Here is a 26,656-nt window from a genome sequence, read left to right as displayed (position 1 = left end):
GGGTCGGAGGAGGGGACGAGCCATTGCGGTATCGGGTGCGCGGCTCCTTGTGGGGCGTAAGGTTATGAAAATTCTTCGTAAACCAGAGAATGCAGAGCGGTGGGGCTCACAGCCTGGGTTTGAAGTCGGTGGATGCCTTCTACCTTTGGTTGCGCGTTAAAATTTTTCGACGCCCACAGGGCTTGAACCAAAAATATACCAATAAATGCGTAAATTTTAAGCGGCCAGCGGTGGTCAAGTGATCAAAAAGACCGGATCTGTACCAAAGTGCCGGCGCGCTGCTTCGCCGGTACTGCGCCGGATCATGACCCGGATGGCGGTAGGACCTTGCCGGGGTTGAGTATGCCTTGCGGGTCCAGCGCGGCCTTGATGCTGCGCATGATGTCGAGCGCCACTGGGTCCTTGTGGCGGGCCATGGCAGGGCGTTTGGACAGCCCGACGCCATGTTCTGCCGAGAAAGACCCGCCGAGCGAGATCGCCACATCCTCGACCGCGCGGACAATGGCGGCATGCGCTTCGGTGTCGTCGGTCGAGGGCCAGCCGGAGAAATGCAGGTTGCCGTCGCCAAGATGGGCCACGTGCAGAAACCGGATGCCGGGGTCGATGGCGCGGGTCTCGGCCTCGATCCCTTCGATCAGGTCGGCCATGCGGTCGAGCGGGACGGCGATGTCGTTGTCGACGACCGGGGAATGCAGGCGGGTCAGCTCGGCGGCGGCCTCGCGCCTTGCCCACATCTCGGACCGCTGGGCGGCGTTCTGGGCAACGGTGGCGTCAAGGATGTCGCCGGCCTCGAGCATGTCCGAAAGCACGGTTTCAAGATGGGTGGCCATGGGCACGGCGCCTTTGGCGTCCGGCGTGGCATCGCGGGCCGACAGGGCGCCGAGTTCGAGGAAGATGTTGACGTCGTGGCGTTCGTCGAAGGGCGCACGGGCGTCGGGATGGCGCGTGAGGTGCGCGTCTATGTAGTTGCCGGGCATCAGCTCGAACGCCTCGACCGAGTTGGCGGTTTCGGCCTGAAGCCGATGCAGGAGCTTGAGGGCGGCGTCGATCGAGGGGCAGGCGGCCATGGCGCTGACATAGGCACGGGGCCTGGGCGCGAGTTTAAGGACGGCGGCGGTGATGATGCCGAGCGTCCCCTCGGCGCCGATCAGCAGGTCGCGCAGGTCGTAGCCGGAATTGTCCTTGTGCACGGGGCTCATCAGGTCGAGCACGCGGCCATCGGCCATGACCGCCTCTATCCCGAGGCAGAGGCCGCGGGTGGAGCCATAGCGCACCACGTTCGAGCCCCCCGCGTTTGTCGAGAGCGCGCCGCCGATCATGGCCGAGCCGCGTGCGCCGAAGGTGAGCGGAAAGATCAGGTCGTGGGCTTCGGCAGCCTCGTGCAGGTGGGCGAGGATGACGCCGGCCTCGACCACCGCGACACGGGCGTCGGGGCGGATCTCGCGGATAGTGTTGAGGCGGTCGAGTGACAGGAGCAGCCCGCCGCCGGCGTCGGTGCCGTGGGTGAGGCCGGTGTTGCCCGAGATCGGCACGACGGGGGTGCCGTGACGCGAGGCGGCTTGCAGGATGGCGGAGACCTGGCCGGTGTCGGCGGGGCGCAGAACGGCCAGTGGCTCGGGTCGGCGATCCCCCATCCAGTCGATCCGGTAGGGCGCGGCGGCGTCGCCGGTCAGCACATGGGGCGCGCCGAGGGCGTTGCGAAGGTCGGAAAGCAGGGTGTCTGCATCTGTTGACATGGTGTGCAGAGTGAGCGCGGCGCGGGGTCGCCGCAAGATGAAAAAGGGCGAATTCCGGACTTGACGCCTTGGTACGCCTGTCTTAACTAGCGCCACGGTTTGGCGGAGTAGCTCAGGTGGTTAGAGCAGCGGAATCATAATCCGCGTGTCGGGGGTTCAAGTCCCTCCTCCGCTACCAAAATTTCCAATTTATGACAGCCTGTTACCGCTTGGCCCCCATTGTTCTTCTGGGTGTTTTCTCCGCGCGAACATTACTTTTTCCGTTTCTCTACCGCCTTTCGTTAATGACATATTTCAGCCTACCGAGTGGAGGCGCGATTCTCTTGTATCAAGGTGTGAGCCTGAGCGTATCAGTGAGCCATTGCTCCTACGCCCTCTTCGATAGCCTCGATCTCCTGACCATCAATTTCTCTGCGCTGGATCAGTCGTTCGGCAAAGCGAACGAGAAACTTTTCTTCTTTGGAACGGACCACATCCGGACCTGGCCGCCTCAATGGTCACTCACTTGAAACGAGAGCCTGAAGTTCGGGGCAGCACAGCAATAGGTTGTGCAAATCCACATCGGAACGGGACATCTGCGGAGGCAGGTCAGACCTCATGAAGATCTACTCGGCGAAGCGGTAATTGCGCTATTATCAGGTAAAAAACGCTGCGCAAGTTGGGGGCCTTAAGTTGGCGTTTGCTCGAGCAGATGGCATGCCGATCCATCTATCCTCGCTCAATTCCCTGGCGCGTCTATCGGCCGATGAGCGAAACACCTAATAGTTGAATTTTGCGAAAAGATCTAAAAACAATATGTCAATACTTAAAATTCTCATGAGCATTGAAATGCCGATTAATAAATGTTAAGACCCGTTTACAGTTATTTCATAGGGTTGTTTTTCATTTTCTTAGTTTCCCACGTTCAGTTTTTTTCAAGCTGATTCAAAGGCCATAGCTTGCATACGCACTTAGGAGTAGGCGTACTGACATGTCCAATATTACCGTTGCTTTTGTTGACGATCATCCAATTATGCTTGCAGGGATTTGTCATCTTTTCAAAGAATTAGGCGAATTTTCCGTTGTGGCTTCCGGAAGTGCTTCGGCAGACGTTGTTGAAATTGCTCAATCCATTAAACCGGACGTAATAGTCTTGGACCTCAACATGCCAGGCGACGTTGTCCAGGCCATCGTCAAGGTCGCGAACAATTTTCCTGAAACCAAGATGGTGGCCATCACGGCGTCAAGTAGCAAGGACACGGCAATTGCAGCACTTGAGGCCGGCGTGCTCGGCTACGTGCTCAAGGGAAGCAGCCTGGATGAACTGTCCGAGGCGATCCGGCAGGTGCAAGTCGGCGAAACGTATCTGTCGCCGAGCGTTTCGGCCACCGTCATTGCCGGCCTGCGCCAGAAAGCACGCTCGCGGTTGGTGCCCCGGGTCAGGTTCAGCAAGCGCGAGGAAGATGTTCTTCGTCTCTTGCTGCAGGGATGTACGAACCGTGAAATAGCCGAAGCGCTCACTTTGCAAGAGAAGACCGTAAAGCACTACATGTCCGTACTGATCCAGAAGCTGAACGTTCGAAACAGGGTCGAAGTCGTGTTGGCCGCGCAGCAACTTCACAACAGCGGAGAGTTGTTGGGCGGTGCGTCGCAGCTTAACTGAGGGGCAGTTCGATTTCTTCGTTCGAGGATCGCACGGGCAAAACCACCTGAAGCTCGGACGTGTTGTCCAGGATTTGCAGGTCGACTTTTCCTTCGAATGCGTCGAGCCGACGGCGCATGCCCTGTAGTCCGAGGTGCCAAGGGGTGCCCGGGCGAATTGACCGTGCGGATTTCGAATGACCTCCGAGAATGGAGATGTGCAAAGCGGAACCTGCTTGGCGGACCGTTACACGTGGAGGGATGCCATGGCCGTGGCGTACCGCGTTGCCAAGGCCTTCGCAGATGACGCGGTAGAGACAGATCTTTCGCGCAAGATCCAGATCATCAAGCGGCTTTGCCACATCGGTTTCGACATCGCCCGGCATAAGTGCTTTGTGGCGATCGACGGCCAGCCCGACGACGCCTTCAGTGTCCAAGCCCTCCAATTCGGGTAGGATCAGACCGGCGGAAATGGATCGCAATTCCGTCATGACTTGATGGACCAAGTCGCCTGCGCTTTTTCCGTCTGGCATCTCCTTGTCGCCATCTTTGCCCTGCATCAGCGAGACAAGTCCGAGGATCTGAATTGGACCGTCATGCAACTCGGCCCCGACGACGTTCAAGACCTGTTCGTTGGCTTGAGCCGCATCCAGCCGCGCCTGGTTGGCGTCGCGGCGTAGCTGGTCGTTCTGCTTGGTTATCTCGCGCTCGCGTTCGAGCCTTAGTTCCAATCGAGCGCTTTGACTGAACGTCAAGGCAAGCATTCCAAGCATGCCAATGGTCACAAGTGCTACGGCAGCCCAAACCATGCGCTCAACAAAGTTGCGCTCCTGCAAGATCTTCGCGGCGTCCAGATATATCTCTCCGACGGCAATCACGTTGTCCGTATTGGGATCTTGGATCGGTGCGTATACCTCAAGAAAGGGGTGGGCGAGGGGGAAATTCGTTTCGATGGTGCCTGACGTTTCCAGATCCACGATGAAATCCCCTTCCGACGCCACTTTAAGATCATCTTCGTCGTGATGCTGGGGAGAGTCGTCGGCCAGCGTCGAGTGGAGAAGGTTTCCGTCAAGGCTCCATATACGCATAACGAAATCTGTTTTCTCGAAAGGTACATTGCTGAATATCTGTTCTGCGCCGGTGTCGGCCCTCTCGCTATTTTCGGGAGCTCCCAAAGCCAATGGTACAAGAACATTCTCGATATAGGCGCTTCCAACGCGACCCTGCGATTGAAGTTGCAGAGAGCGATACTCGCAGATCACGAAGGAGCCGAGCGAGAACATGACCACGAGCACGATCAAGGTAAAGACCGTTGCCAGGGGGCTGGGTGCGAGGATGAACCGTCTGGACGTGGCCTCCGGCGATTCGGCTGACTGGAGCGACTCGGGTTCGCGATTCGGCGTGGGGCTCTTTTTCTGGAACATGTTTTTGTCTGCTGGCGCAGACAGGCACGTCGGGTCGGTGCGCTTTGAAGATGCGCAAACGCCATCTGCACTGCCTGGCTGACGATTTAGTCCTAACCTAAAATTAACTATTATTAACGGGGAATTAATAACATCTTAATCACACTGGATGGTTTCGCGGTATGGGCTTTGGTCCGCATGTCGTCTCGGCCTTTGGTCTGAAAATTCCGCGATCCTTGGTCTGACTTTTTCTTCAGCCTTTTGCAGTCGAGATACGGCGGACCTCTGCCCATGGCGGAAATTTGGCAGAAGTGAGACCGTAATCGGGCAATTGGGGGTCTCTGCTTTTTCTACAGAGCGACGCTGCTTTTCTCAGTCGGGAGAGCGGGGCCTAAGACTTTGACAAATTTAATTTAATTGCTCGCGCAGATGCTGCTGCGAGCCCAGCGGGGGAATCTGAAATGGCTGTCAAACTGAATGTCGCGGATCTGGAGTTCTTCATTCGTCAGGTCAAAATCGCGGAAGCGCATGCCGCGGGCACACCGCTTACGGAAATCTACGTCGATGCTGATGGCAACGTCGTGCCTGAAGGAACGGAAGGCGCCGTGCTCGCGTTGTCGCATCCGCTCGTGCCCGGAGGGCTTCGCACTGTCGATGGGACGCTGAACAACCTGATCGAAGGTCGGGAAACCTGGGGCGCGGCGGACACGGCCATGCCCCGGATGCTCAGCCCGAATTTCCGCGACGATATGGATGGCGACACGATGCCGTTCGGGCCTCCGGGTGGACCGGCCGTCACGAACACCGACTACGGAGTGATCGGCGCGCCGACGGGCGACATGAGCGTGAATGGTGGGCATACCGGCAACGTAGCCGACGCGGACCCGCGGATCATTTCGAACCTGGTGGTGAGCCAGACCGTCGACAACCCGGCCGCGGTCGAGGCGTGGTTCGCCAACGACGCAGCACTGGCCGCTTTCCATGAGCGCTATGGCGAAGACGCGATCCCGCTCCGTCCGGGTCAAGGGCCGAACCCCGTAGAAATTCTCAATGCGAGCTTCGAGGATCAGGTAATCGTCAATGGCGGGCCGGGCGTGCACGTGACTGCGCTTGGCAATTGGACGCCGACACCGCCCTCTGGTTGGACGGTCACCGGTGGGCAGAGCGGCTTGTGGGCGCCGATCGACGGCGTATCGGCTTCGGCGGGGCATTCGGGCCCGAACGTAGTTTGGCTCGAAGACGGTGCAGTCCTGTCTCAGGACACTGGCGTTCTGACCGAGGGTGCGAGCTATGGGCTGAGCCTGAGCGTTGGCGATCGGTCTGACATGGTTTGGTCCGGCGGCGCCGCGCGTCTTGTTGCCGTTGATGCAGGCGGTGCGACCACGGTTCTGTCGTCCGTCGCATTCCCGGAGCCTGCCAACGGGCAGTGGGAAGATGTGATGCTGGAGGCAGGCCCCATCCCCGCGGGCCTTGAGGGTCAGACCTTGCGCATCGAGGTTGAACATGGCGGCGGCGCTCCACAGGTGTTGGTGGACAATGTTTCGCTGACGGCCCGTTTTGGCAACGTCGATCTGGCAACGCTTCCCAACATTGCGCCCGATGACGGCATATCCGCGCCCTTCAACGCCTGGATGACGTTCTTCGGCCAGTTCTTCGACCACGGGCTGGACCTTATCACCAAGGGTGACAACGGGACGATCTACATTCCGCTTCAGCCGGACGATCCGCTGGTCGTGGGGGCCAATGGCGTCAACGATGGCATCGGCGCGATGGGTCAGGCCCTTGGCGACGACCTTCCGACGCATCTGAGGTTCATGGCGGTAACCCGGTCGACGCCGACCGAAGGCCCCGGCCCGGACGGTATCCTGGGCACGGCCGATGACACGGATCACGAAGGCGAGAACACGACGACGCCCTTCGTCGACCAGAACCAGACCTATACGTCTCATGCCTCGCACCAGGTGTTCCTGCGCGAATACGCGTTCGATTCAAACGGCGAGCCGGTGGCAACCGGCCACCTTCTGGACGGTGCGAACGGCGGCCTGCCGACCTGGGCGGAAATCAAGGCGCAGGCGCGCGACATGCTCGGGATCGAGCTGACCGATGGCGACGTTCTCAACATTCCGCTGCTGCGGACGGACGCCTATGGCGAGTTCGTGCGCGGGCCGAATGGGCTGCCGCTCATCGTGACCGGTATTGGCCCGGACGGTATTCCGAACACGGCTGACGACGACGTTGTCGAAGGCGATCTGGACAACCCGGTGAACACGTTCACGGCGGGCGGAACCGGCGCGGTTCGGATCGGACACGCGTTCCTTGACGATATCGCGCATGCGGCGAACCCGTTCGACTCGCAAACCGGCATGCTGAAGGTTGCCGACAACGACGACGCGATTGGCCTGTCCGACAGCGAGAGCACGGAGGGCAAGTATGACAATGAATTACTGGACCGCCACTTCATCACCGGCGACGGGCGCGGTAACGAGAACATCGGCCTGACCGCGGTTCACCACGTGTTCCACTCGGAACACAACCGCCAGGTGGAGGCGCAGAAGCTGACCATCCTGGCCTCGGGCGATATCGACTTCATCAACGAATGGCTGCTGGAGGATCTGGCGCCGGACGCTGAGATCCCGACAGATCCCACGTTATTGACCTGGGACGGTGAGCGCCTCTTCCAAGCCGGGCGCTTTGCGACGGAAATGCAGTACCAGCACCTGGTGTTCGAGGAGTTCGGGCGCAAGATCCATCCGAATATCGACCCGTTCGTCTTTAACGCAGTGACGGATATCAACCCCTCGATCTTTGCCGAGTTCGCCAACGTGGTCTACCGCTTTGGCCACTCGATGCTGACCGAAAACATGCCGCGTGTGATGGTCGATAGCGAAACCGGCGATATCACGACCGACAACATGGGTCTGATCGCCGCCTTCCTCAATCCGGTTGCATTCGACAATGACGGTGCGATGACCGCGGACGAGGCCTCGGCGGCCGTCATCCTCGGCATGACAACCGAACGCGGAAGCCAGATCGACGAGTTCGTCGTGCCTGCCCTGCGCAGCAACCTACTTGGCCTGCCGCTCGACCTCGCTGCGATCAACATCGCACGGGGCCGCGACACGGGTATCCCGACCTTCAACGAGGCGCGGGCGGAGCTGTATCAACAGACAAATTCCGTTTGGCTGAAACCCTATGAAAACTGGGTTGAACTGGCGACCAATCTCAAGACTCCGACCACGATCGTGAACCTGCTTGCGGCCTACGGGACGCACCAGACGATACTTGATGCGACCACGCTTGACGAAAAACGCGAAGCGGCGTTCGAGCTTGTGTTCGGCAGCGATACGATGACGGACCAGGAACGCTTCAACTTCCTGCTGGGAGATGCTGCCACGACCGGCCTCAACGACATCGACCTCTGGGTCGGTGGCTTGGCAGAGCGCATCATGCCCTTTGGTGGCATGCTGGGTTCGACGTTCACCGCCGTCTTCGAGGCGCAGATGGAAGCGCTGCAAGACGGCGACCGCTTCTACTATCTGAGCCGGACACAAGGTCAGAACTTCCTCAACGAGCTCGAAGAAAACTCCTTCTCGAAAATGCTCCTGGCCAATACCAGCCTGTCGGATCCCGGTGCAGACGGTATCCGTGGCACAGAGGATGATGTCATCAATCACCATATCGGCGTCGACTCGTTCGCGAAGTACGACTTCGTTCTGGAGGTCAACCAGGCCAACCAGCTGATCGACGACCCGGTTGGAAACGATCCGGTTCTCGAAGGTCTCGGAATGGGTAAGGTCGTCCGCGATGATCCGACCACTGCCGAGGTTGAAACGAACTACATTCGCGTCACCGGTGGCGAGCACCTTGCGGTTGGCGGCACGAACGGCAACGACACGATCATTACGTCGGATGGCGATGACGGTATCTGGGGCGACGACGGGGATGACTTCATCCAGTCCGGCTTTGGCGTCGACCTCGTCAACGGCGGTGGCGGCAACGACATCATTCTGGATGATGGCGACGAAGGGGACTTCCTCAAGGGTGAAGGCGGTGACGACGTCATGGGGTCTGCAAACGGTGCAGACGTGCTCATGGGCGGTGGCGGCAAGGATGCCATCTTCCTCGGCGTCGATGCCTCCGAAGTCTTCGGTGGAACCGGTGACGACTTTATTCTGGGCGGCGATGGCGCCGATTTCCTGCTGGGCAACGAAGGTGACGACTGGATGGAGGCCGGTGGCGGTTTCGACGTGACGGCCGGCGACAACTCCGAACTGTTCTTCAACAGCAAGATCATCGGCCATGACGTGATGTTCGCGGGCTCGGATGAACATGATTTCGACGCTGAATCCGGCGACGACATCATGGTTCAGGGCGAGAGCGTGATGCGTAACGAAGGCATGTTCGGTTTCGACTGGGTCTCGTTCAAAGGGGTGGAGACCGACGCGTATGCCGACATGCGCATCAAGATCTTCACCACCGATGAGCAGGACATTCTGCGCAATCGTTTCGACAAGGTCGAAGGCCTGTCCGGCTGGGACATGGACGACACGCTGATAGGGGACGATCGCGTGGCGCCCGGAGCAGGAGAAGGCAACGAAAACGAGTTGTTCAACGATGGTCTGAACCAGGAAGGCATCGACAGGATCGAAGGGCTGGCGGAGCTGGTCGAGATCCTCAACGGAGAGGAGTTCTGGGAAGAGGGCAACATCCTGTTGGGCGGCGGAGGGTCGGACCTTATCACCGGCAACGGAGGCGACGACATCATAGATGGCGACCGCTGGCTCAACGTCCGGATCCGGATTACCGGTGATCCGAACGATGAAAACACGGCCGGAAACGAAATCGCCACGGTCGACAGCCTGACACACGTCTTTACTGAGGAAGACGGGGTGGATCCCGACTGGGTCGGTCAGAGCATGTTCGAATTGCTGGTTTCGCGTACGATTGCGCCCGGCCAGATGCATATCCAGCGCGAAATCCTGGATGGTGGACAAGAAGGCGACATCGACGTCGCGGTCTTCAACGACAACCGGGATCAGTACACGATCACCGATCTGGGCGACGGCGTGATCCGCGTTGAACACACCGGGTTCGGCACCAATCCCGACATCCTGATCGATGACGGCACGGACACCCTGCACAACATCGAGGTGTTGCGCTTTGCCGATGGCGATATCCTGGCTCCACAGCCGGCGACAGGCATGCCCGTGATCAATGACCCGACGCCGACCAATGGCCAGGTGTCTCCGGTCGAGGGGCAGCTGCTGACGGTGGATGTGAGCGGCATCGCGGACGCAAATGGCCTGGGTACGTTCAACTACCAGTGGCAGTATCTCAACGATGGTGTCTGGACCGATATCCCCGGTGCGGATGAAGCGACGTTCACACCGAACGATCCGAACCCCATTCAGGAGTTTTTCGGCGACATCAGCGAGATCGGTCGCCAACTGAGGGTCGAGGTGAGCTTCGTCGACGGCGGCGGCACGCTCGAAACCGTCTATTCCGAACCGACCCTCGCGGTGGAAGAGAACCCCGGCGTGACGCTGAATGGCGCACCGTTCCAAAATAACACGCTGGACGGCGGTGACGGAAACGACGTGCTGAACGGCGTGACACCAATTAACTTGGGCATCTTTGGTACTTTCGGCGGTAATGACACTCTCAACGGCAATGGCGGCGACGACCTCCTGTACGGAAACGGCGGCAACGACGTGCTGAACGGCGGTGCCGGCTTCGACCTGCTCGACGGCGGCGGCGGCAACGACGTGTTGAACGGCGGGGCGGACAACGACATTATCCTTGCCGGTGGCGGCACCGATACCATCATCCAGGCATCGACCGACGGACGCGACGTGGTCGATGGCGGCGGTGGCACGGACACCTATCGCGTGCAGGGCAATGCCGAAGCTGAAACCTTCACCGTCTACGCCATGTCGGGCGGCCAGAATGCGGGTCTCGCGGCAAGCCTTGGTACGGTCATCCAGGCCTCGACCGAGATCGTCATCACCCGCACTGTCGGTGCGACCACCACCATCGTGGCGGAGCTCGACAACATCGAGGAAATCGAGATCGATACGCTGAACGTGTCGGCCAACAACGGAAACGGAGTGCCCGATGGCGGCGCTGTAGGTGGCGATACGGTCAACATTGTTGGCAATTTCGACCCGACGAGCCTCAACTTCAGCACGATCACCGTCAACGGCACTTCCGGCGACGATACGATCGACATCACGGCGCTGACATCGGGACACCGGATCGTGTTCCGCGGCGAAGGCGGCAACGATACGATCATCGGCGCCCTGCGCCCGCAGGACGTGATCGAGCTGCCTGGCATCGGCGACCCAGAGGTCATCACCGACAGCAACGGCATGGTCACTGTCAGCCGTGGCGGATCGAGCGTTACCTTCGATGGTGCGTCAGGGATGCCGGCCATCGGAAGCGACATGGAGCTTGATGACGATGTGGCCGACGGCTCTTTCGCTCTCAGTGCGCGAGACCTTGAGGGCCTGAAGAACCTCGTCAATGGCGACCCGGCATTCGAGGGCGATGACGACACTGAAGGTGCTGCCGGAGTCAGAACACTGAGCGGCGCCGGCAACAATGAGGACAATCCTGAATACGGCGCGGCGAACGAACCTTTCATCCGCTTGACCGAAGCCCGCTATGGCGAGCCGGACGAAAACGGAAACCGGGCGATCAACCCGATCTTCGACGGTCTGGATGCGCGGGATATTTCCAACATCCTCGGGCAGCAAGAGGCGGGTACGCCAACCAACGCGATGAATGCGAGCACGCTGTTCATGGCCTTCGGTCAGTATTTCGACCACGGGCTCGATTTTATCGGGAAGGACCCTGCCTTTGGCACGATCGAGATCGGCGGACCGGGGGCGGAACGCAGCCCGACATCCGACAACCCTGCCGACCTGACGCGGGCAGCCGTCTCGGGGTATGACGAAAACGGCGTGCCGCAGCACATCAACAACACGTCGCCTTATGTCGATCAGAACCAGGCTTATGGTAGCCACGAGTTGGTTGGTCAGTTCCTGCGCGAAAGTGATGGAGCACAAGGGTTTGGCATGCGTCTTCTGGGAGGCGAGGCCGATCCGTCGGATCCGGCATTCACCCTGCTTCCGACGCTGCGTGACCTGATCGAGCATCACTGGGCGGCCGAAACGATCTTTGAGGATGCGGGTCTGCCGGGGGGAGCTGCAACGCTTCGCGACATGATGCCGGATCTGGTGGACGACACCACCGGCGAGATCGACGCGGCAGGGGTGCAAGCACTTGCATCGAACTTCCTGGGTTCCGGTCAACCGCTGCTGCTGGATACAAACCCGTACATCAACCTGCTTGATCACCGGGTCGCTGGCGATGGCCGTGCGAACGAGAATATTGCACTGACATCGGTCCACACGATCTGGGCGCGGAACCACAACTTCCATGTCGAGAACCTGATGGCTCAGGGCTATGAAGGTTCCGCCGAGGAGATCTTCCAGGCCGCCAAGATGATCAACGAGAGCGACTATGCGCGGGTGGTCTTCCAGGAGTTCGCGGACAAGCTGCTTGGTGGTCTGCGCGACCCTGACGGCGACTTCGGAACGCATGGCTGGGACGGCTACAATCCCGAAGCGGACGCCCGGATCAGCCACGAGTTCGCAGCCGCGGCGTACCGCTTCGGCCACTCGTTGGTCGGGGAGAACCTTCAGGTCACGGGACCCGATGGCGAGCCGATCCAGGTGCCGCTGTACGATGCCTTCCTCAACCCGAGCAATGATGCGTCGGTATTCACGGGGCCGCTTCCTCCGGGATATGTGCCGCAACCGGGTTACAGCCAGTTCGGTGTCTCATCGATCGTTGGCGGGACTTCCACGCAGATGGCGGAAGAGGTGGACCTCAAGATCGTGGAGGCGATCCGGTCTGACCTTGTTCGGATCAACGCGGACCTGTTCTCGTTCAACGTGGCACGCGGTTGGGATGTCGGTCTTGGGACGCTGAACCAGGTACGCGCTCAGCTTGCGGCTTCGATGGACAAGTATGTCAGCGAAGCGGTGGGGCTGGCCGGAGACCTGTCACCTTATGACAGCTGGGCCGACTTCCAGGCGCGTAACGATTTGAGCGACGAGATGATCGAGGATCTTATGGAGGCCTATCCTGACCTGGTGCTGGATACGCCCGAGAAGATCGCTGCTTTCGTTGCGGTGAACCCGGATATCGTACTGATGGATGGGGCGAACGGTGCGAAGATCGTCAAGGGGATCGACCGGGTGGATATGTGGACCGGCGGCCTTGCCGAGAAGCATATCAACGGTGGCATGGTGGGTCAGACCTTCTGCGTCGTGCTGCACGAACAGCTTGACCGTCTTCAAGAGGGCGACCGGTTCTACTACCTTGACCGGTTTGACGACTTCGACTTCTACGATGCCTTCGGCGAAGATACGACATTCGCCAACATTGTCGCGCGCAACACGAGCCTTACGGATATCGACAACAGCCTGTTCGATGCTGCGGTTGACGACGAAGACAACGGCAATGATGACGACAACGCCGACGATGACGACGACAATGCCGGTGATGATGACAACAACTCCGGTGACGACGACAACGGCGGTGACGACGACAATGCCGGTGACGACGATGATGAAGATGACGACGTCGGTGATGACGATGACGACGATGAGGCCGGGGATGACGATGATGATGTAGGCGCCCCGCCGCTTGCGGCATCAGGTGATATCATCGGAACCGCTGCCGGAGACACCCTTTTCGGTGGCGACGAAGGCGACAACATCCTCGGACTGGGTGGACGCGACATGATCTTTGCCGGTGATGGCAATGACAATGTGCTCGCTGGTGGCGGTCGCGACATGGTCTTCGGTGACGAAGGCAATGACAAGCTCTTCGGGGAGGGTGAAGACGACTTCATCCAGGGCGGAAGCGGCAACGACTTTGTCGTTGGCGGCGACGGAAACGATATGTTCCAGGCAACCCAGGGCGACGGCGATGATGTCTACTACGGTGACGACGTCGGTGCCGACTCCGGGACGGATACCCTGGACATGTCCCAGATCACGGCGGACGCGACGGTTGACCTCGGAAGCGGCCCGGGGGTACGCGGTCATGCCTCCAGTGATCAATCCGGTAATGACGTGCTCTGGAGTATCGAGAACTTTCTTGGAGGTTCCGGCGACGACGTGATCACTGCCGGCAGCGCGCAGAACGAAATGGATGGTGGGGTCGGCAACGATGTCTATCGCTTCCTGTCTGCGTCGGACGCCGATGGCGATACGATCCTGTCGTTCGAACCCGGTGACAAGATCGACCTTTCGCAGATCGATGCCAACGGCTCGGGCATGGGCAACGGAACGTTCTCTCTCGTGTCCGGCGCCTTTACCGGCAGTGGTCAGCTTCTCGTAACGCACGAAACAGGTGCGGACGGCGAGATGACCGTGGTCCAGGGCAATATCGATGGCGATGACGGTGCTGACTTCAGCATCAACATCCGGGGACGTCATGAGCTGAACCAGGATGACTTCCAACTCTGACGGGTAATTACGAAAACCGGTCCGGACAGGCTGTGTACCTGCCCGGACCGACCCGCCCGGACCCGATCATTTCAAGTTGCGAGAATTCATTATGGCACAGCCGAAGAAAAAGCCCGGTAATGCAGCCTTCAAGGCGCTGGGAAGCGTCAAGGGCCTGTTTGTTTTTCTGCTCATCCTTTCCGGCGTAATCAATATCCTGGCACTGACCGGTGCCTTTTACATGCTTCAGATCTACGACCGTGCCCTGGTAAGCGGTAGTGTTCCGACGCTGCTTGCCATTTCGGCCCTGGCTATCGGGTTGTACCTGTTTCAGGGCGTGTTCGACATTCTGCGCTCGCAGATCCTTGTCCGTATGGGCGCCAGGCTGGATCGCAGGCTTGCACCCATGGCGCATCAGCTGGTCATCGATATGCCACGGCATGGCTATTCCACGTCCGAGGCGCTGGAACGCGGCCGGGACGTGGACACGGTGCGAGGGTTTTTCGGATCCCAAGGACCGATTGCCTTGTTCGACCTGCCGTGGATGCCGGTTTTCCTGGCGTTCGTTTATTTCCTGCACCCTTATCTTGGCGCACTGACTATCGCTGGCGCCTTTGTTCTGACCTCGCTCGCGATAGCGGCCGAACTGCGGACACGCAGTTGGAGCAACTCGACGGTCGCGGCGACGATCGAACGCAATGCGATTGCGGACTCGAACGCGCGCAATGGCGAGGTGTTGAAAGCTATGGGCTTCGCCTCTCGCGCGGTTGCACGCTTCTCGGCTGCGAATGACCGACATCTCGAGCTTCAGACCCGCACCACCGACATCTCGGGGACCTACAGTGCGATTTCGCGTGTGCTTCGGATGTTACTGCAATCTTCGATTCTCGGGCTTGCCGCCTTTCTGACGATCATGGGTGAGCTTTCGGCTGGTGCGATCATTGCGGCGACTATTGCGGCAGCCCGTGCCATGGCACCGATCGATCTTGCAATCGGAAATGCCAAGAACATGGAATCCGCACGCACTGCGTGGAAACGGCTGCGCAAAACGATCGACGTCCTTGAAGGCGAACCCAAGCCGATGTCGCTGCCAGCTCCGAAGTACAACCTGAAGCTGGAAGGCGTAACCGTTGCGGCTCCGGCGACCGGCATGGTGTTGTTGAGCGACATATCGTTCGAAGCGGAGGCCGGACAGGCCATCGGCATTATTGGACCCAGCGGAGGCGGAAAGACGACGCTGGCGCGCGTCTTGACTGGCATCTGGTCACCCTTGCGAGGGTCGGTGCGGCTGGACAGTGCGGAGCTTACGCAATGGAGCGATGATGATCGGGGCGCTTTTGTCGGATACATGCCGCAAGATGTGGCGCTGCTGGACGCGACTGTAGAGGACAACATCGCGCGTCTCGATGAAGCGCCGGAGGCCGCGCATATAGTGGCAGCTGCGAAAGCCGCCAACGTACATGAGATGATCGTCCGGATGCCGGAAGGCTACCGTACCTACCTTGGGCCGATGGGCACATCGATTTCGGGTGGACAACGTCAGCGTCTGGGGCTTGCACGTGCGTTGTACAAGTCGCCGTTCCTTGTCGTGTTGGACGAGCCAAATGCGCATCTGGACCCTGAAGGCGAGGCGGCCCTCATCGCCGCAATCGAGGGCGTGAAAAGCCGCGGCGGAATTGTTGTGCTGATCGCGCATCGTCCCTCCGCACTTCAGGCATGCGATCTGATCGGCGTTGTCCAAGGTGGCAAGCTGACTGCTTTCGGGTCCCGAGAGGAAATACTAAATCCGAAACCCGTTCCCGATGCGCAGAAGAAAAGGTCTGTGAAGACCGCTCCTGCCGCGAAAGCAGAACCGAAACCGGCGCAGAATCAGGATGGCTGCGAAGTGCGAGAGCATGTTCGCGAGGCCAGTAGAGGAGGCCGGTCATGATTGACGTAAAAGGCTTTCGTTCAAGCAAAGAGGAACCACCGGAAAAGTTCGACCCGATGGGTCTGGAACTACCGGCCAACAACCAGGTCAAGCTGCTAAGTGGTTGGGTTGGTGGCCTGCTTGGTCTGGGACCCTACCTGCGTTCGTTCTTGTGGGCTGATCCGGTAGCCGCCCAGTCACCCGGCGAGGAAACGCCTGTGACTGATCCAGATGAGGAAAATGCATCAAACCTCAAGTCTTCCAAGGTGGGGGTGGCCAAGACGGCGGAGGAAGAAGGCGAACCCGCTGCCGAGGCGCACGCATCCGACGAAAGCGAAGCCGACACTGTCCATCCTTATCCTGAGATTGAAGGCCGGTTTGTGAGTATGTTTCTCGAGCCCGCTTCCGGCTCGCTATTTGTAAGCAACCTGGCCAGCGCGTCTGCAAACACGATCCTGCCCCCGTTCAGCCTGTTTCAGAGCTTCAAGAACCTACTAGAAGGCCATTCGCCGCAAGCCGCGGTTCGTAGCCCGCAGCCGGACGCCAGTGTCGTGACCGAGGAGGATACCACTGACGAGACCACCACGGAACAGGAACGCAACCGTGCCCCCCGCACGACAGGTCCAGTTCAACTCGGGGATATCGGTAGCGGCGCTGTGCTGGCGATCTCTTTATCGTATTTCCTGTCCGGAACGATCGATCCCGATGGTGATGCGATGAGCGTTTCGATCGATGGTGGTGTCATCGGACATATTGCCCCACACGGCGCGGGCTGGCGGTATTTTGCAGACACGGAATATCTTGGCGAGGTCGAAATTAGTTACACGATTACCGACGGAGATTTAACCATAGCGCAGACCGCCTATCTGAACGTGGTTGCGAACGAATTAGAAGGTACCGGGGCCGATGACCTGATCGTAGGTACGCTTGGTCGCGACGTCATCTCGGGGCTTGGCGCGGATGACAATCTGATCGGTCTGAGCGGGCATGACACGATTGATGGTGGCTCTGGCGACGACCAGATTGCCGGGGGTGACGGAAACGACTTTCTGTATGGGGGCGACGGGAACGACCAGATCGCAGGGGGTGCCGGCAACGATTTCATTTCCGGTGGCGCCGGCGACGATCATCTTTATGGCGAGGACGGTGACGACGAAATCCATGGCGATGCCGGGGATGATGAGATCCACGGCGGCGATGGCCATGACGAGATTATTGGCGGCATGGGGCAGGATACCGTACTGGCCGGCGCGGGGGACGACGTGGTTTCGGGCGGCGCCGACGATGACCTGCTTTCCGGCGATGACGGCGACGACGAGATCCATGGCGACGCCGGGGATGATGAGATCCACGGCGGCGATGGCCATGACGAGATTATTGGCGGCATGGGGCAGGATACCGTACTGGCCGGCGCGGGCGACGACGTGGTTTCGGGCGGCGCTGACGATGATCTGCTTTCCGGCGATGACGGCGACGACGAGATCCATGGCGATGCCGGGGATGATGAGATCCACGGCGGCGATGGCCATGACGAGATTCTTGGCGGCACCGGGCAGGATACCGTACTGGCCGGCGCGGGTGACGACGTGGTTTCGGGCGGCGCCGACGATGACCTGCTTTCCGGCGAGGACGGCGACGATCTGATCCTTGGCGAAGCCGGCGACGACGATATTTCTGGGGACGCTGGGGATGACGTGTTGTTCGGCGGGGAAGGTGCCGACCGGCTTGATGGCGGCGTCGGTGATGACGTCCTGTCGGGCGAGGACGGCCAAGACAGCCTTGTCGGAGGCGACGGCGATGACATCCTGATCGGTGGTGACGGGGCCGATACCGTCGAGGGTGGGGCCGGCAATGACCGGGTGATCGCCGACGATGATGACGCCGACGACACCTACCTTGGTGGCGATGGTCATGACCAATTGGATTATTCCGGGGCAAGCGAAGCAGTCGAGTTTGACCTGATCGTGAAAAAAGCTTCTGGCGACAGTGTCGGCGAAGACAGCTTTGACGACTTCGAGCATTACAGGGGTAGCAATTTTGGCGACCATTTCGTCGCCGGTGAGGGGCACGCCGTCATGTCCGGGAACGGTGGTGCCGACACGTATGAGTTCCAGCAGGGCGACACGGTCTCTTCTATGCCATCGTCCTACATGATCACGGATTTCGATGACGACGACCGCATTTGGATCGGTTCGGGTGCAAGTCACAGAGAGATCCGCCAAGCACAGAGATCGCTGGAAGAGCGCATAGAGGAAGATCTGGAAGATTACGCCGAAGAGGTCAACGCAGCTGAACCTCAACTGACCTTTCGCCACGATTGGACTGACACGTATCGCAGAACGATTATCGAAGTCGACCTCGACCGGGACCGGATTGTCGACTTTGAACTGACAATTGAAACAGACCAGATTCTGATAGTCGAACAAGGCTGTTAAAGTGAACGCGAGGGAAACTTCAAATGAGTGATGCCAAACGCAATTCGGAAAAGACAAATCGCAGCGCCGCCTTCGATAAGATCAGCGGACGCATCGTGCTGGGCGTGACCATGATGTTCGGGTTGTTGGGTGGCGTCGGCGCATGGGCGTTCAACGCAAACCTTACCGGCGCGGTGATCGCGATGGGCACCGTGAAGGTGGACCAGAACCTGAAGCAGGTTCAGCATCGCGACGGCGGAATCGTCGAGAAGATATTCGTGCGCGAAGGCGATGAGGTCGAGGCCGGACAAGTTCTGTTTCGTCTCGACGACGCACAGTCCCGTGCGGAACTGTCGATCTTGTCGGTTCAGCTTGACGAGGCCGAACTGCGGCGTGCCCGACTGATTGCTGATCGTGACGGCGAGGAAGAAATCCGTTTCCCCGAGCGCTTCGCCAGTGCGGACCCGCAGCAAAGCGAGTTGATGTCAGGGGAACTTCGTCTGCACGCCGGCAATATCAAGAACCGCACCAACCAGCGCGAGCAACTTGAACTCAGCATCGTGCAGGTAGAAGAGGAGATTGTGGCACTGGAATCGCAGCGTTCTGCCCTGGTCGATGAACTGGCGCTGGTCGAGGAAAGCCATGATCGGGTTGTCAGCCTGTTCGAGAAGGGTTTGATCCAGACGCCGCGCGTTGACGAGGCGAAACGCGAGCTTGTTCAGATGCGCGGCAAACTTGGTGAACTCGATGCGAATATCGCGCGCTCCGGTTCCCGTATTAGCGAAATCGAGATGCGTATCCTTTCGGTGGACGAGGTCGCCCGGAACGAGGCGCAGCGGGAACTCTCGATTGTGGAAACACGCATACAGGAATTGTCCGACAGGCTGACAGCTGTGCAGGACCGGCTGTCACGGACCGAGATACGTGCACCGATTTCCGGTCGCATCAACGAGTTGTCGGTCTTTACCGAAGGTGGTGTCATCACGCCGGCGGAAGTTCTGGCTACGATTGTTCCATCGTCCGCAGAATTGCGGATAGAGGTGCAATTGCCCACCACTTCGATTGACCAGGTTTATCTCGATCAGAGTGCCCGCATTCGCTTTTCGTCGTTCAACCATCGTACGACGCCCGAGATCCTCGGCGTGATTTCGCAGATATCACCTGCGACCACTATTTCGAGCGCAACCGGCGAGCCGTTCTACATCGGCAATGTTGATATTCCGCCTGAAGAGATGAACCGGCTGGACGGCCTCGTCCTGTTGCCGGGAATGCCTGCAGAAATCTACCTTTCGACACAAGAGCAAACAGCCGCGTCCTATTTTGCAAGGCCACTCATGGATCAGTTCGAGCGCGCCTTCCGCGAGGAATAAGCGCCTTGCTTCGCGCTTATCAAGACTTCGCTGATCAGCGAGCGAACCCGAGGTGAAGCCGGCGAGGATTTCGGAATTGGGCGTTCAACGCCGACACTTCAGAGGAGCCAGGTCCTTACGCCCCGGAGCCTGGAGGTCTGCGGGCCGAGCTGCGGCGGCATTGTGGATTGATCACGCGTATAGGCGGCTTGTTGCAGCTTGCCCGGTCGAGCCGGCAACCTGACAAAGCTCCATTCCGCGCTCACGCATTCCGAGCGGATGGTTCGTGAAAGGGGTGAGCGCGAGTTGTGGTGGGCGCGGCAGTGGAGTCGGGCGCCGCGCCCCCGGGAAAATCGAGGGGTGCTAAAGTGAGGCGGCCGCGCGGCTGGCCTGGTCGTACTGGCCCGAAAGGCCGCGCAGGATGCGGGCAATTTCACGCAGTTCCTCGCCGCTCAGGCCGGTGCCGCCGGAGGCGTCCAGCAGGCATTGGCGCCGCACATCGCGGTAGGATTGGCAGAGCGCGCTGCCCGCGTCCGATGTGCGATAGAACACCTCCTTGCCGCGTTTTTCGGACACGATCAGACCGGCCTTGGACAGCTTTCGCAGCGCGTAATTGACGGTGTGCGTGTCTTCGATGTTGAGCAGGAAGCAGATGTCGGACAGGCGCTTGTCGCGGTTGCGGTGGTTGGTGTTGTGCAGAATCAGGATGTCGAGCGGGTTGAGCTCGCCCTGTCCGGCGGCGGCCATGCAGCGAGTCATCCAGCGGGAGAACGCGTTGTAGGCGATGATCAGGCCGAATTCGAATTCGGAAAGTTCCCAGCCTTCGCCCTCGGCCAGATGGCGTGAGGAGACGATACGGCGGTTTTCCGATTGGGATTTTTCCATTCTTCGGCCCTTCTTTCTTTGGCGAAACGCTGGCATTTCATTGACTTTTTCACATTCAAAGCCGTCGCACAATGCTTTGAGGGTGGCCGCGTAGGCTGGCCTGCCGCTGCATGAGTGGGCCAAGCCATTCGCCGATAGCAAACCCGATTTGACAAAACGTTGACAAATTGCAAGCGTATCGTCAATATTCCGACATTGAATAATTCACAGGGAGAAATGTGATGACACTGATGAAGACATTGGGTGGCGCGGCGGTTGCCGTGGCGGCGCTGGCCCTGCCGATCAAGGCCGAGACGTGGGACATGCCGACGCCCTATCCGGATGCCACGTTCCACACGGTCAACATCGCGGAGTTCGCCAAGGACGTCGAAGAGGCGACCGGCGGCGACCTGGCGATCAAGGTCCATTCCGCGGGCTCGCTGTTCAAGCACCCCGAGATCAGCAAGGCCGTCCGCAGCGGTCAAGTGCCGGCAGGCGAGTTCTTCCTGTCGCTGCTGGCCAACGACAACCCGGTCTTCGGGGCGGATTCGCTGCCCTTCCTGGCCACCAGCTATGACGAGGCGCAGGCGCTGTGGGCCGCGCAGGAAGAGGTGATTAAGCAGCTGCTGGACGAGCAGGGGCTGATACCGCTTTACGCCGTGCCGTGGCCGCCGCAGGGGCTGTATACCACCAAGGAGATCACGTCGGTCGATGACCTGGCGGGTCTGAAATTCCGCACCTACAACGCCACGCTGGAGCAGTTCGCGAACCTGGCCGGCGCTGCGCCGACGCAGGTTGAAGTGCCCGACATCCCGCAGGCGTTCAGCACCGGGCGTGTGGAGGCGATGATCACCTCGCCCTCGACCGGGGTGAATTCCAAGGCGTGGGATTTCCTGACGCATTACACCGACATCCAGGCGTGGATTCCGAAGAACATCGTCGTGGTGAACAAGCGGTCCTTCCGCCGTCTGGACGAGGACACGCAGACCGCCGTGCTGGAAGCCGCGGAGGCCGCCGAGGCGCGCGGCTGGGAGATGAGCAAATCCGAAGCCGAGGAGATGACGCAGGTCCTGAAGGACAACGGCATCACCGTGGTCGAGCCGTCCGAGGAACTGACGACCGGCCTGCAAGAGATCGGCGCCCAGATGCTCGAAGCGTGGAAGGAAGAGGCCGGCGAGACCGGGCAACAGCTTCTGGACGCCTACGAAGGCTGACGCACGCATACCGGCCCGAGGCGCGCGCCAAGACGCGCCCGGGCCATCCTTCATCCAAACGGGGAGACACCTCATGCGGCGCGTTCTCGACACGCTTTACCGTGCGGCCGGCGGGCTGGCGGCGCTTTTCATCCTTGCCATCGTCGTGCTGGTTTTCGCGCAGGTGGCGCTGAACCTGGCCGACAAGATAACCGTGGGGCTGACGGGCAAGGGGCTGGGGGTCACGATCCCGTCCTACGCCGATTTCACCGGGTTCTTCCTGGCCGCCGCGAGTTTCCTGGCGCTGGCCTATACGCTGCGGGCCGGCGGGCACATTCGGGTGTCGCTGGTCACGCAGGCGCTGGGGGAGCGCAGCCGACACGCTTTGGAAATTGTCGTCACCGCGATCGGCCTTGGCATGTCCGCCTATGCCGCGTGGTTCATGATCCTGCTGGTGCTGGAGTCGCACGAGTTCGGCGACAAGAGTTCCGGCATGGTGTCGGTGCCGCTTTGGATCCCGCAGGTGCCGGTGGCGCTTGGTCTGATAATTCTCGCAATCGCGCTGGCCGACGAGCTTGTCGGGCTTCTACGCGGACGCTCTGCCAGCTGGACCGGCAAGGGCGAAAACCTTCTCAACGAGTGAGGTGCGCCCATGTCCGTCACGGTTCTTTCGATCATCCTGCTGGTCCTGCTGTTCGCGTTTCTGGGCGCGGGGTTGTGGGTGGCGTTTGCGCTTCTGGGTGTGGGCATCGCCGCCATGGTGCTGTTCAGCGACGCGCCGCTGGGGCTGGTCATGGCGACCACGCTTTGGGGGCATGGCAACAACTGGGCGCTGGCCGCGCTGCCGCTCTTCATCTGGATGGGTGAGATCCTGTTCCGCTCGCGCCTGTCGGACGACATGTTCGCGGGCCTGTCGCCCTGGATGAACCGGCTGCCGGGGCAGCTTTTGCATGTCAACGTCTTCGCCTGCGGGATCTTCGCCGCAGTCTCTGGGTCGTCCGCCGCCACGGCGGCGACCATCGGCAAGCTGTCGATCCCGGAGCTGACGCAGCGGGGCTATCCCGAAAAGATGGTGATCGGCACACTGGCCGGCTCGGCCACGCTGGGATTGCTGATCCCGCCGTCGATCATCCTGATCGTCTATGGCGTGGCGACCGAGCAATCCATCGCGCGGCTTTTCGTGGCGGGCGTCCTGCCCGGCGTTCTGTTGGTGGGGCTGTTCCTGGGCTACGTGATCCTGTGGGCGCTGTTGAACCGTGCGCGGCTGCCCGACGAGTCGCTGGCGGTGAGTTTCATGGAGCGGCTGCGCCGGTCGCGGCGGCTGATCCCTGTCATGCTGCTAATTCTTGGAGTGATCGGGTCGATCTATGCCGGACTCGCCTCGCCCACGGATGCCGCCGCGGTGGGCGTGGTGCTGGCGCTGATCCTGTCGTGGAGCACCGGAACGCTGACGAAACAGAGCTTCATCGACGGGCTGATGGGCGCGACCGTGACGTCTTGCATGATCGCCTTCATCCTGGCGGGTGCGTCGTTCCTGACCGTCGCGATGGGGTTCACAGGCATCCCGCGCATCCTGGCGGAATGGATCGGGTCGCTGGGGCTGTCGACTTTCACGCTGCTGGCCGCGCTGACCGTGTTCTTCGTCATCATGGGCTGTTTCCTGGATGGGATTTCGGTCGTGGTGCTGACGGCATCCGTGATCATGCCGATGGTGAATGAGGCCGGGATCGATCCCATGTGGTTCGGCATCTTCCTCGTGATCGTGGTGGAGATGTCGCAGATCACGCCGCCCGTGGGCTTCAACCTGTTCGTGCTGCAATCGCTGACCGGGCGCGACATTCTTTACGTGGCCAAGGCGGCCTTGCCGTTCTTTTTGCTTATGGTGGCGGCGCTGGTGATCATCTCGGTGTTCCCGTCCATCGTCACCTTCCTGCCGGGGCAGATGTAGGATGAGCGACACTGGCACAGAGCAGGTGGCCGCATCGGACTGGCCGAGGATCCGCACCGTTGGAGTGGACGGGATGCTGGTCAGCTTTGGCGATCGCCTGAGCGAGCCGGCCAACCGCGCCGCGCTGGCCTTTCGCGCCGCGCTGGACCGGGCCGCGCCGGAGGGGGTGGAGGAGACATCCACATCGCTGGTCTCGGCCTATGTCCGGTTCGATCCGGTGCACCGCGATCACGCCGGGTTGCGCGCCGATCTCGATGCGTTGTTGCAGGATCGCGACTGGTACGAAGCCGACCTGCCGCAGGGGCGGCGGGAATGGCGCATTCCGACGGTCTTCGGCACCGACCTTGCGCCGCAGCTGGAAGAGGCCGCTGCGGCGGCGGGGATGACAGCGGACGAGGCGATTGCCTCGATCTCGGAGACGGTCGTGCGGGTGCAGACCATCGGGTTCGCCCCCGGTCAGCCCTATCTGGGCGAGCTTGGGCCGGAGTGGGAAATCCCCCGCCAGAAGGCCCTGACCGAGCGCATCCCCGAGGGCGCGCTGGCGGTGGCGATCCGGCAGTTGGTGCTGTTCTCCGTTTCCACCCCGACCGGGTGGCGGCATATCGGGCAGACCGGGTTTCGGCTGTTCCGGCCCGAGGCCGACACGCCCTTCGTGCTGCGCCCGGGCGACGCGGTGCGGTTCGAGCCGGTGTCGCGGGAGCGCCTTGAGGCGATGAAGGACGATCCCGATGGCGGTGCCCGCGCGAAGGAGGTGACATGAGCCGGGCGCTGATCGTACGCCGCGCGGGCCCTGGCCTGACGCTGCAGGACCGGGGGCGGCCGGGCTACATGGGGTTCGGGTTGTCGCCGGGCGGTGCCGCCGACCGGCTGGCGCTGGCCGAGGGCGCGGCGCTTTTGGGACAGGATGACGGGCTGGCCGCTTTGGAAATGGCCGGGATGGGCGGCGAGTTCGAAGCGGACAGCGACATGCGTATCGCCCTGACCGGCGCGCCGATGCGGGCGGCCATCGACGGCACAAGGGTGACTTGGCACGCCAGCCATGCCCTGCCCGCCGGGGCGCGGCTGACCATCGGTGGGGCCGAGGCGGGCAGTTACGGCTATCTGCATGTGGGTGGCGGTTTTGCCGGCGAAACGTGCCTTGGGTCGCGCAGCGTACATGTGGCAAGTGGGCTGGGATCGGCGGTTGAGTCCGAGGCGCGGCTGGAAATCGGCGAGGAGAGCGCCCCTGTGGAGGTGAACCGGCTGCTGCCGGTCGAGCCCCGCTTCGCGGGGGGCACTGTGCGTGTCGTCCCGAGCCTGCAGACGGATTTCTTCGACGCCGGCCAGATCGAGCGGTTCGAGGCGACCCGGTTCAAGCGCGATGCGCGGGGCAGCCGCATGGGCGTGCGGCTGGATTTCGACGGCGAGGGCTTTCACAGCGATGCGGGCCTGAGTGTGCTGTCCGAAGTGGTGGTGCCCGGGGACATTCAGATCACCGGCGACGGCGCGCCCTTCGTGCTGTTGGGCGAGTGCCAGACAACGGGGGGATACCCGCGGATCGCGTCTGTACTGCCATGCGACCTGCCGACAGTGGTGCAGGCTGCGCCTGGCACGGCGCTGCGGTTCCGGTTCGTGACGCTGGAAGAGGCGGTGGAGGCCGAGCGCCGTGCCGCAACGCATCGCAAGGGGCTGCGATCGGCGCCGACACCGCTGGTGCGCGACCCGCATGACATACGAAATCTTCTGGCCTACCAGCTGATCAGCGGTGCCACGGCCGGACGAGAGCTTTAGGAGGCGAAAGAGACATGACGACGACGGTGGACCTGAACGCGGATATGGGCGAAAGCTTTGGCCCCTGGGTGATGGGCAACGACGCGGCCGTGCTGGATATCGTGACCTCGGCCAATGTCGCCTGTGGGCAGCACGCCGGGGACTGGGACGTGATGGCCAAGACAATGCGCGCGGCGACAGAGCGCGGTGTGGGCATCGGGGCGCATCCGGGGTTTCCCGATCTGCAGGGTTTCGGGCGGCGTCGGATGTCCCTGCCGGCAGAGAGCCTCGGTAACCTGGTGCGCTATCAGCTGGGTGCGGCGTTGGGCATTGCGCGGGCGGAAGGGGCCGAGGTGCGGCACCTGAAACTGCACGGGGCGCTGGCCAACATGGCGTCGGAGGACAAGGCGGTGGCGATGACCTGTTACGATGCCGCGTTGTCGGTCGCGCCGGAGCTTATCATCATGGTGCTGGCGGGCACGGCGCAGCAGGAGGCGGTGGCCGAACTTGGCTGTCGGGCGGCCTGCGAGATCTTTGCCGACCGCGCCTATAACGACGACGCGACGCTGGTTGATCGCAGCCAGCCGGGGGCTGTCATTCACGACCCCGAGGCCGCTGCCGCGCGGATGGTCGAGATGGTGGGGGCCGGGGCGATCATCACGGAAAGCGGCAAGCGCATTCCCACGCGGATCGATACGATTTGTCTGCATGGCGACACGCCCACCGCTGTCGACATCGCGGACCATGTCCGGCAAGCGTTGAAAGAGGCCGGAACGAAGCTGAAAATGTTTGCGGGAGACCCTGTTTCGGCGTGAGGGGCCCCATGTGCCTGGTCGTGCCGCCGCGCGGCCACATTTTCTTTCGATATGCTGCTGGCTGTCGTGACGTGGGTGTCACGCAGATTGCAACTTCGGTCGCACTGGCGCAGGGTGCTGAAAAAACCCGGAATG

14 protein-coding genes and 1 tRNA gene are annotated in these 26,656 nt (G+C 60.9%); 12 read left to right on the top strand and 3 right to left on the bottom strand.

Annotated features, from left to right (window positions below; translation table 11 throughout):
- Window positions 1-302 precede the first annotated feature (302 nt).
- Window positions 303-1,736 carry an FAD-binding oxidoreductase gene (locus tag PVV74_RS10635; RefSeq protein WP_274593149.1) on the bottom strand — a complete coding sequence of 478 codons (1,434 nt, stop codon included), beginning with the start codon at window positions 1,734-1,736 and terminating at the stop codon, window positions 303-305.
- A gap of 101 nt (window positions 1,737-1,837) precedes the next feature.
- Here PVV74_RS10635 and PVV74_RS10630 point away from each other — a divergent pair.
- Window positions 1,838-1,914 (top strand) — tRNA-Met (locus PVV74_RS10630).
- A 792-nt stretch (window positions 1,915-2,706) separates the two neighbouring features.
- Window positions 2,707-3,378, top strand: a complete 672-nt coding sequence (locus PVV74_RS10625; RefSeq protein ID WP_274593148.1) for a response regulator — start codon at window positions 2,707-2,709, stop codon at window positions 3,376-3,378.
- Here PVV74_RS10625 and PVV74_RS10620 read toward each other — a convergent pair.
- A complete protein-coding gene (locus tag PVV74_RS10620; RefSeq protein ID WP_274593147.1) occupies window positions 3,371-4,780 on the bottom strand; it encodes a sensor histidine kinase in 1,410 nt (469 codons plus the stop codon). The genes PVV74_RS10625 and PVV74_RS10620 overlap by 8 nt on opposite strands.
- Before the next feature lie 440 nt (window positions 4,781-5,220).
- Here PVV74_RS10620 and PVV74_RS10615 point away from each other — a divergent pair, with 440 nt between their 5' ends.
- The 4 genes from PVV74_RS10615 to PVV74_RS10600 all read left to right on the top strand — a co-directional run bounded on the left by PVV74_RS10615 (window position 5,221) and on the right by PVV74_RS10600 (window position 19,973).
- Entirely contained in the window at window positions 5,221-14,301 is a 9,081-nt protein-coding gene (locus PVV74_RS10615; RefSeq protein ID WP_274593146.1) for a peroxidase family protein, read from the top strand.
- A 91-nt stretch (window positions 14,302-14,392) separates the two neighbouring features.
- Window positions 14,393-16,210, top strand: a complete 1,818-nt coding sequence (locus tag PVV74_RS10610; RefSeq protein ID WP_274593145.1) for a type I secretion system permease/ATPase — start codon at window positions 14,393-14,395, stop codon at window positions 16,208-16,210.
- Window positions 16,207-18,624, top strand: coding sequence for a calcium-binding protein (locus tag PVV74_RS10605; RefSeq protein WP_274593144.1), 2,418 nt, complete (start codon window positions 16,207-16,209; stop codon window positions 18,622-18,624). Before PVV74_RS10610 ends, PVV74_RS10605 begins: the two co-directional genes overlap by 4 nt.
- 23 nt (window positions 18,625-18,647) lie before the next feature.
- Complete coding sequence (locus tag PVV74_RS10600) at window positions 18,648-19,973, top strand: HlyD family type I secretion periplasmic adaptor subunit (RefSeq protein ID WP_103763183.1); 1,326 nt, start codon at window positions 18,648-18,650, stop codon at window positions 19,971-19,973.
- A gap of 342 nt (window positions 19,974-20,315) precedes the next feature.
- Here the strand turns inward: PVV74_RS10600 and PVV74_RS10595 are convergent, their stop codons facing one another.
- Window positions 20,316-20,837: a winged helix DNA-binding protein gene (locus PVV74_RS10595; protein WP_103763184.1), complete on the bottom strand. Its 522-nt coding sequence runs from the start codon at window positions 20,835-20,837 to the stop codon at window positions 20,316-20,318.
- A gap of 221 nt (window positions 20,838-21,058) precedes the next feature.
- Here PVV74_RS10595 and PVV74_RS10590 point away from each other — a divergent pair, with 221 nt between their 5' ends.
- From PVV74_RS10590 to PVV74_RS10565, 6 genes are all read left to right on the top strand, one after another.
- Complete coding sequence (locus tag PVV74_RS10590) at window positions 21,059-22,030, top strand: TRAP transporter substrate-binding protein (protein ID WP_274593143.1); 972 nt, start codon at window positions 21,059-21,061, stop codon at window positions 22,028-22,030.
- 73 nt (window positions 22,031-22,103) lie between these two features.
- On the top strand, window positions 22,104-22,652 hold the full coding sequence (locus PVV74_RS10585; protein ID WP_274593142.1) for a TRAP transporter small permease: 549 nt from the start codon (window positions 22,104-22,106) through the stop codon (window positions 22,650-22,652).
- A 9-nt stretch (window positions 22,653-22,661) separates the two neighbouring features.
- Entirely contained in the window at window positions 22,662-23,957 is a 1,296-nt protein-coding gene (locus PVV74_RS10580; RefSeq protein WP_274593141.1) for a TRAP transporter large permease, read from the top strand.
- Window position 23,958: 1 nt separating this feature from the next.
- On the top strand, window positions 23,959-24,717 hold the full coding sequence (locus PVV74_RS10575; RefSeq protein WP_274593140.1) for a 5-oxoprolinase subunit B family protein: 759 nt from the start codon (window positions 23,959-23,961) through the stop codon (window positions 24,715-24,717).
- Complete coding sequence (locus PVV74_RS10570; RefSeq protein ID WP_274593139.1) at window positions 24,714-25,727, top strand: biotin-dependent carboxyltransferase family protein; 1,014 nt, start codon at window positions 24,714-24,716, stop codon at window positions 25,725-25,727. Before PVV74_RS10575 ends, PVV74_RS10570 begins: the two co-directional genes overlap by 4 nt.
- Before the next feature lie 14 nt (window positions 25,728-25,741).
- Window positions 25,742-26,521 carry a LamB/YcsF family protein gene (locus tag PVV74_RS10565; protein WP_274593138.1) on the top strand — a complete coding sequence of 260 codons (780 nt, stop codon included), beginning with the start codon at window positions 25,742-25,744 and terminating at the stop codon, window positions 26,519-26,521.
- Window positions 26,522-26,656 lie beyond the last annotated feature (135 nt).

The sequence above is a fragment of the Roseovarius sp. SK2 genome (assembly GCF_028807495.1).
Classification (GTDB): Bacteria; Pseudomonadota; Alphaproteobacteria; order Rhodobacterales; family Rhodobacteraceae; genus Roseovarius; species Roseovarius confluentis.
The sequence above is the reverse complement of the archived record's forward strand: the minus strand, read 5'-3'. Positions and strand labels throughout refer to the sequence as shown.

Bases quoted from the DNA above. Each gene is read 5' to 3' on its own strand.
- PVV74_RS10585 (WP_274593142.1), top strand. From the start codon at position 22,104: ATGCGGCGCGTTCTCGACACGCTTTACCGTGCGGCCGGCGGGCTGGCG.
- PVV74_RS10625 (WP_274593148.1), top strand. From the start codon at position 2,707: ATGTCCAATATTACCGTTGCTTTTGTTGACGATCATCCAATTATGCTT.
- PVV74_RS10615 (WP_274593146.1), top strand. From the start codon at position 5,221: ATGGCTGTCAAACTGAATGTCGCGGATCTGGAGTTCTTCATTCGTCAG.
- PVV74_RS10565 (WP_274593138.1), top strand. From the start codon at position 25,742: ATGACGACGACGGTGGACCTGAACGCGGATATGGGCGAAAGCTTTGGC.
- PVV74_RS10600 (WP_103763183.1), top strand. From the start codon at position 18,648: ATGAGTGATGCCAAACGCAATTCGGAAAAGACAAATCGCAGCGCCGCC.
- PVV74_RS10590 (WP_274593143.1), top strand. From the start codon at position 21,059: ATGACACTGATGAAGACATTGGGTGGCGCGGCGGTTGCCGTGGCGGCG.
- PVV74_RS10620 (WP_274593147.1), bottom strand. From the start codon at position 4,780: ATGTTCCAGAAAAAGAGCCCCACGCCGAATCGCGAACCCGAGTCGCTC.
- PVV74_RS10605 (WP_274593144.1), top strand. From the start codon at position 16,207: ATGATTGACGTAAAAGGCTTTCGTTCAAGCAAAGAGGAACCACCGGAA.
- PVV74_RS10610 (WP_274593145.1), top strand. From the start codon at position 14,393: ATGGCACAGCCGAAGAAAAAGCCCGGTAATGCAGCCTTCAAGGCGCTG.
- PVV74_RS10575 (WP_274593140.1), top strand. From the start codon at position 23,959: ATGAGCGACACTGGCACAGAGCAGGTGGCCGCATCGGACTGGCCGAGG.
- PVV74_RS10635 (WP_274593149.1), bottom strand. From the start codon at position 1,736: ATGTCAACAGATGCAGACACCCTGCTTTCCGACCTTCGCAACGCCCTC.
- PVV74_RS10595 (WP_103763184.1), bottom strand. From the start codon at position 20,837: ATGGAAAAATCCCAATCGGAAAACCGCCGTATCGTCTCCTCACGCCAT.
- PVV74_RS10570 (WP_274593139.1), top strand. From the start codon at position 24,714: ATGAGCCGGGCGCTGATCGTACGCCGCGCGGGCCCTGGCCTGACGCTG.
- PVV74_RS10580 (WP_274593141.1), top strand. From the start codon at position 22,662: ATGTCCGTCACGGTTCTTTCGATCATCCTGCTGGTCCTGCTGTTCGCG.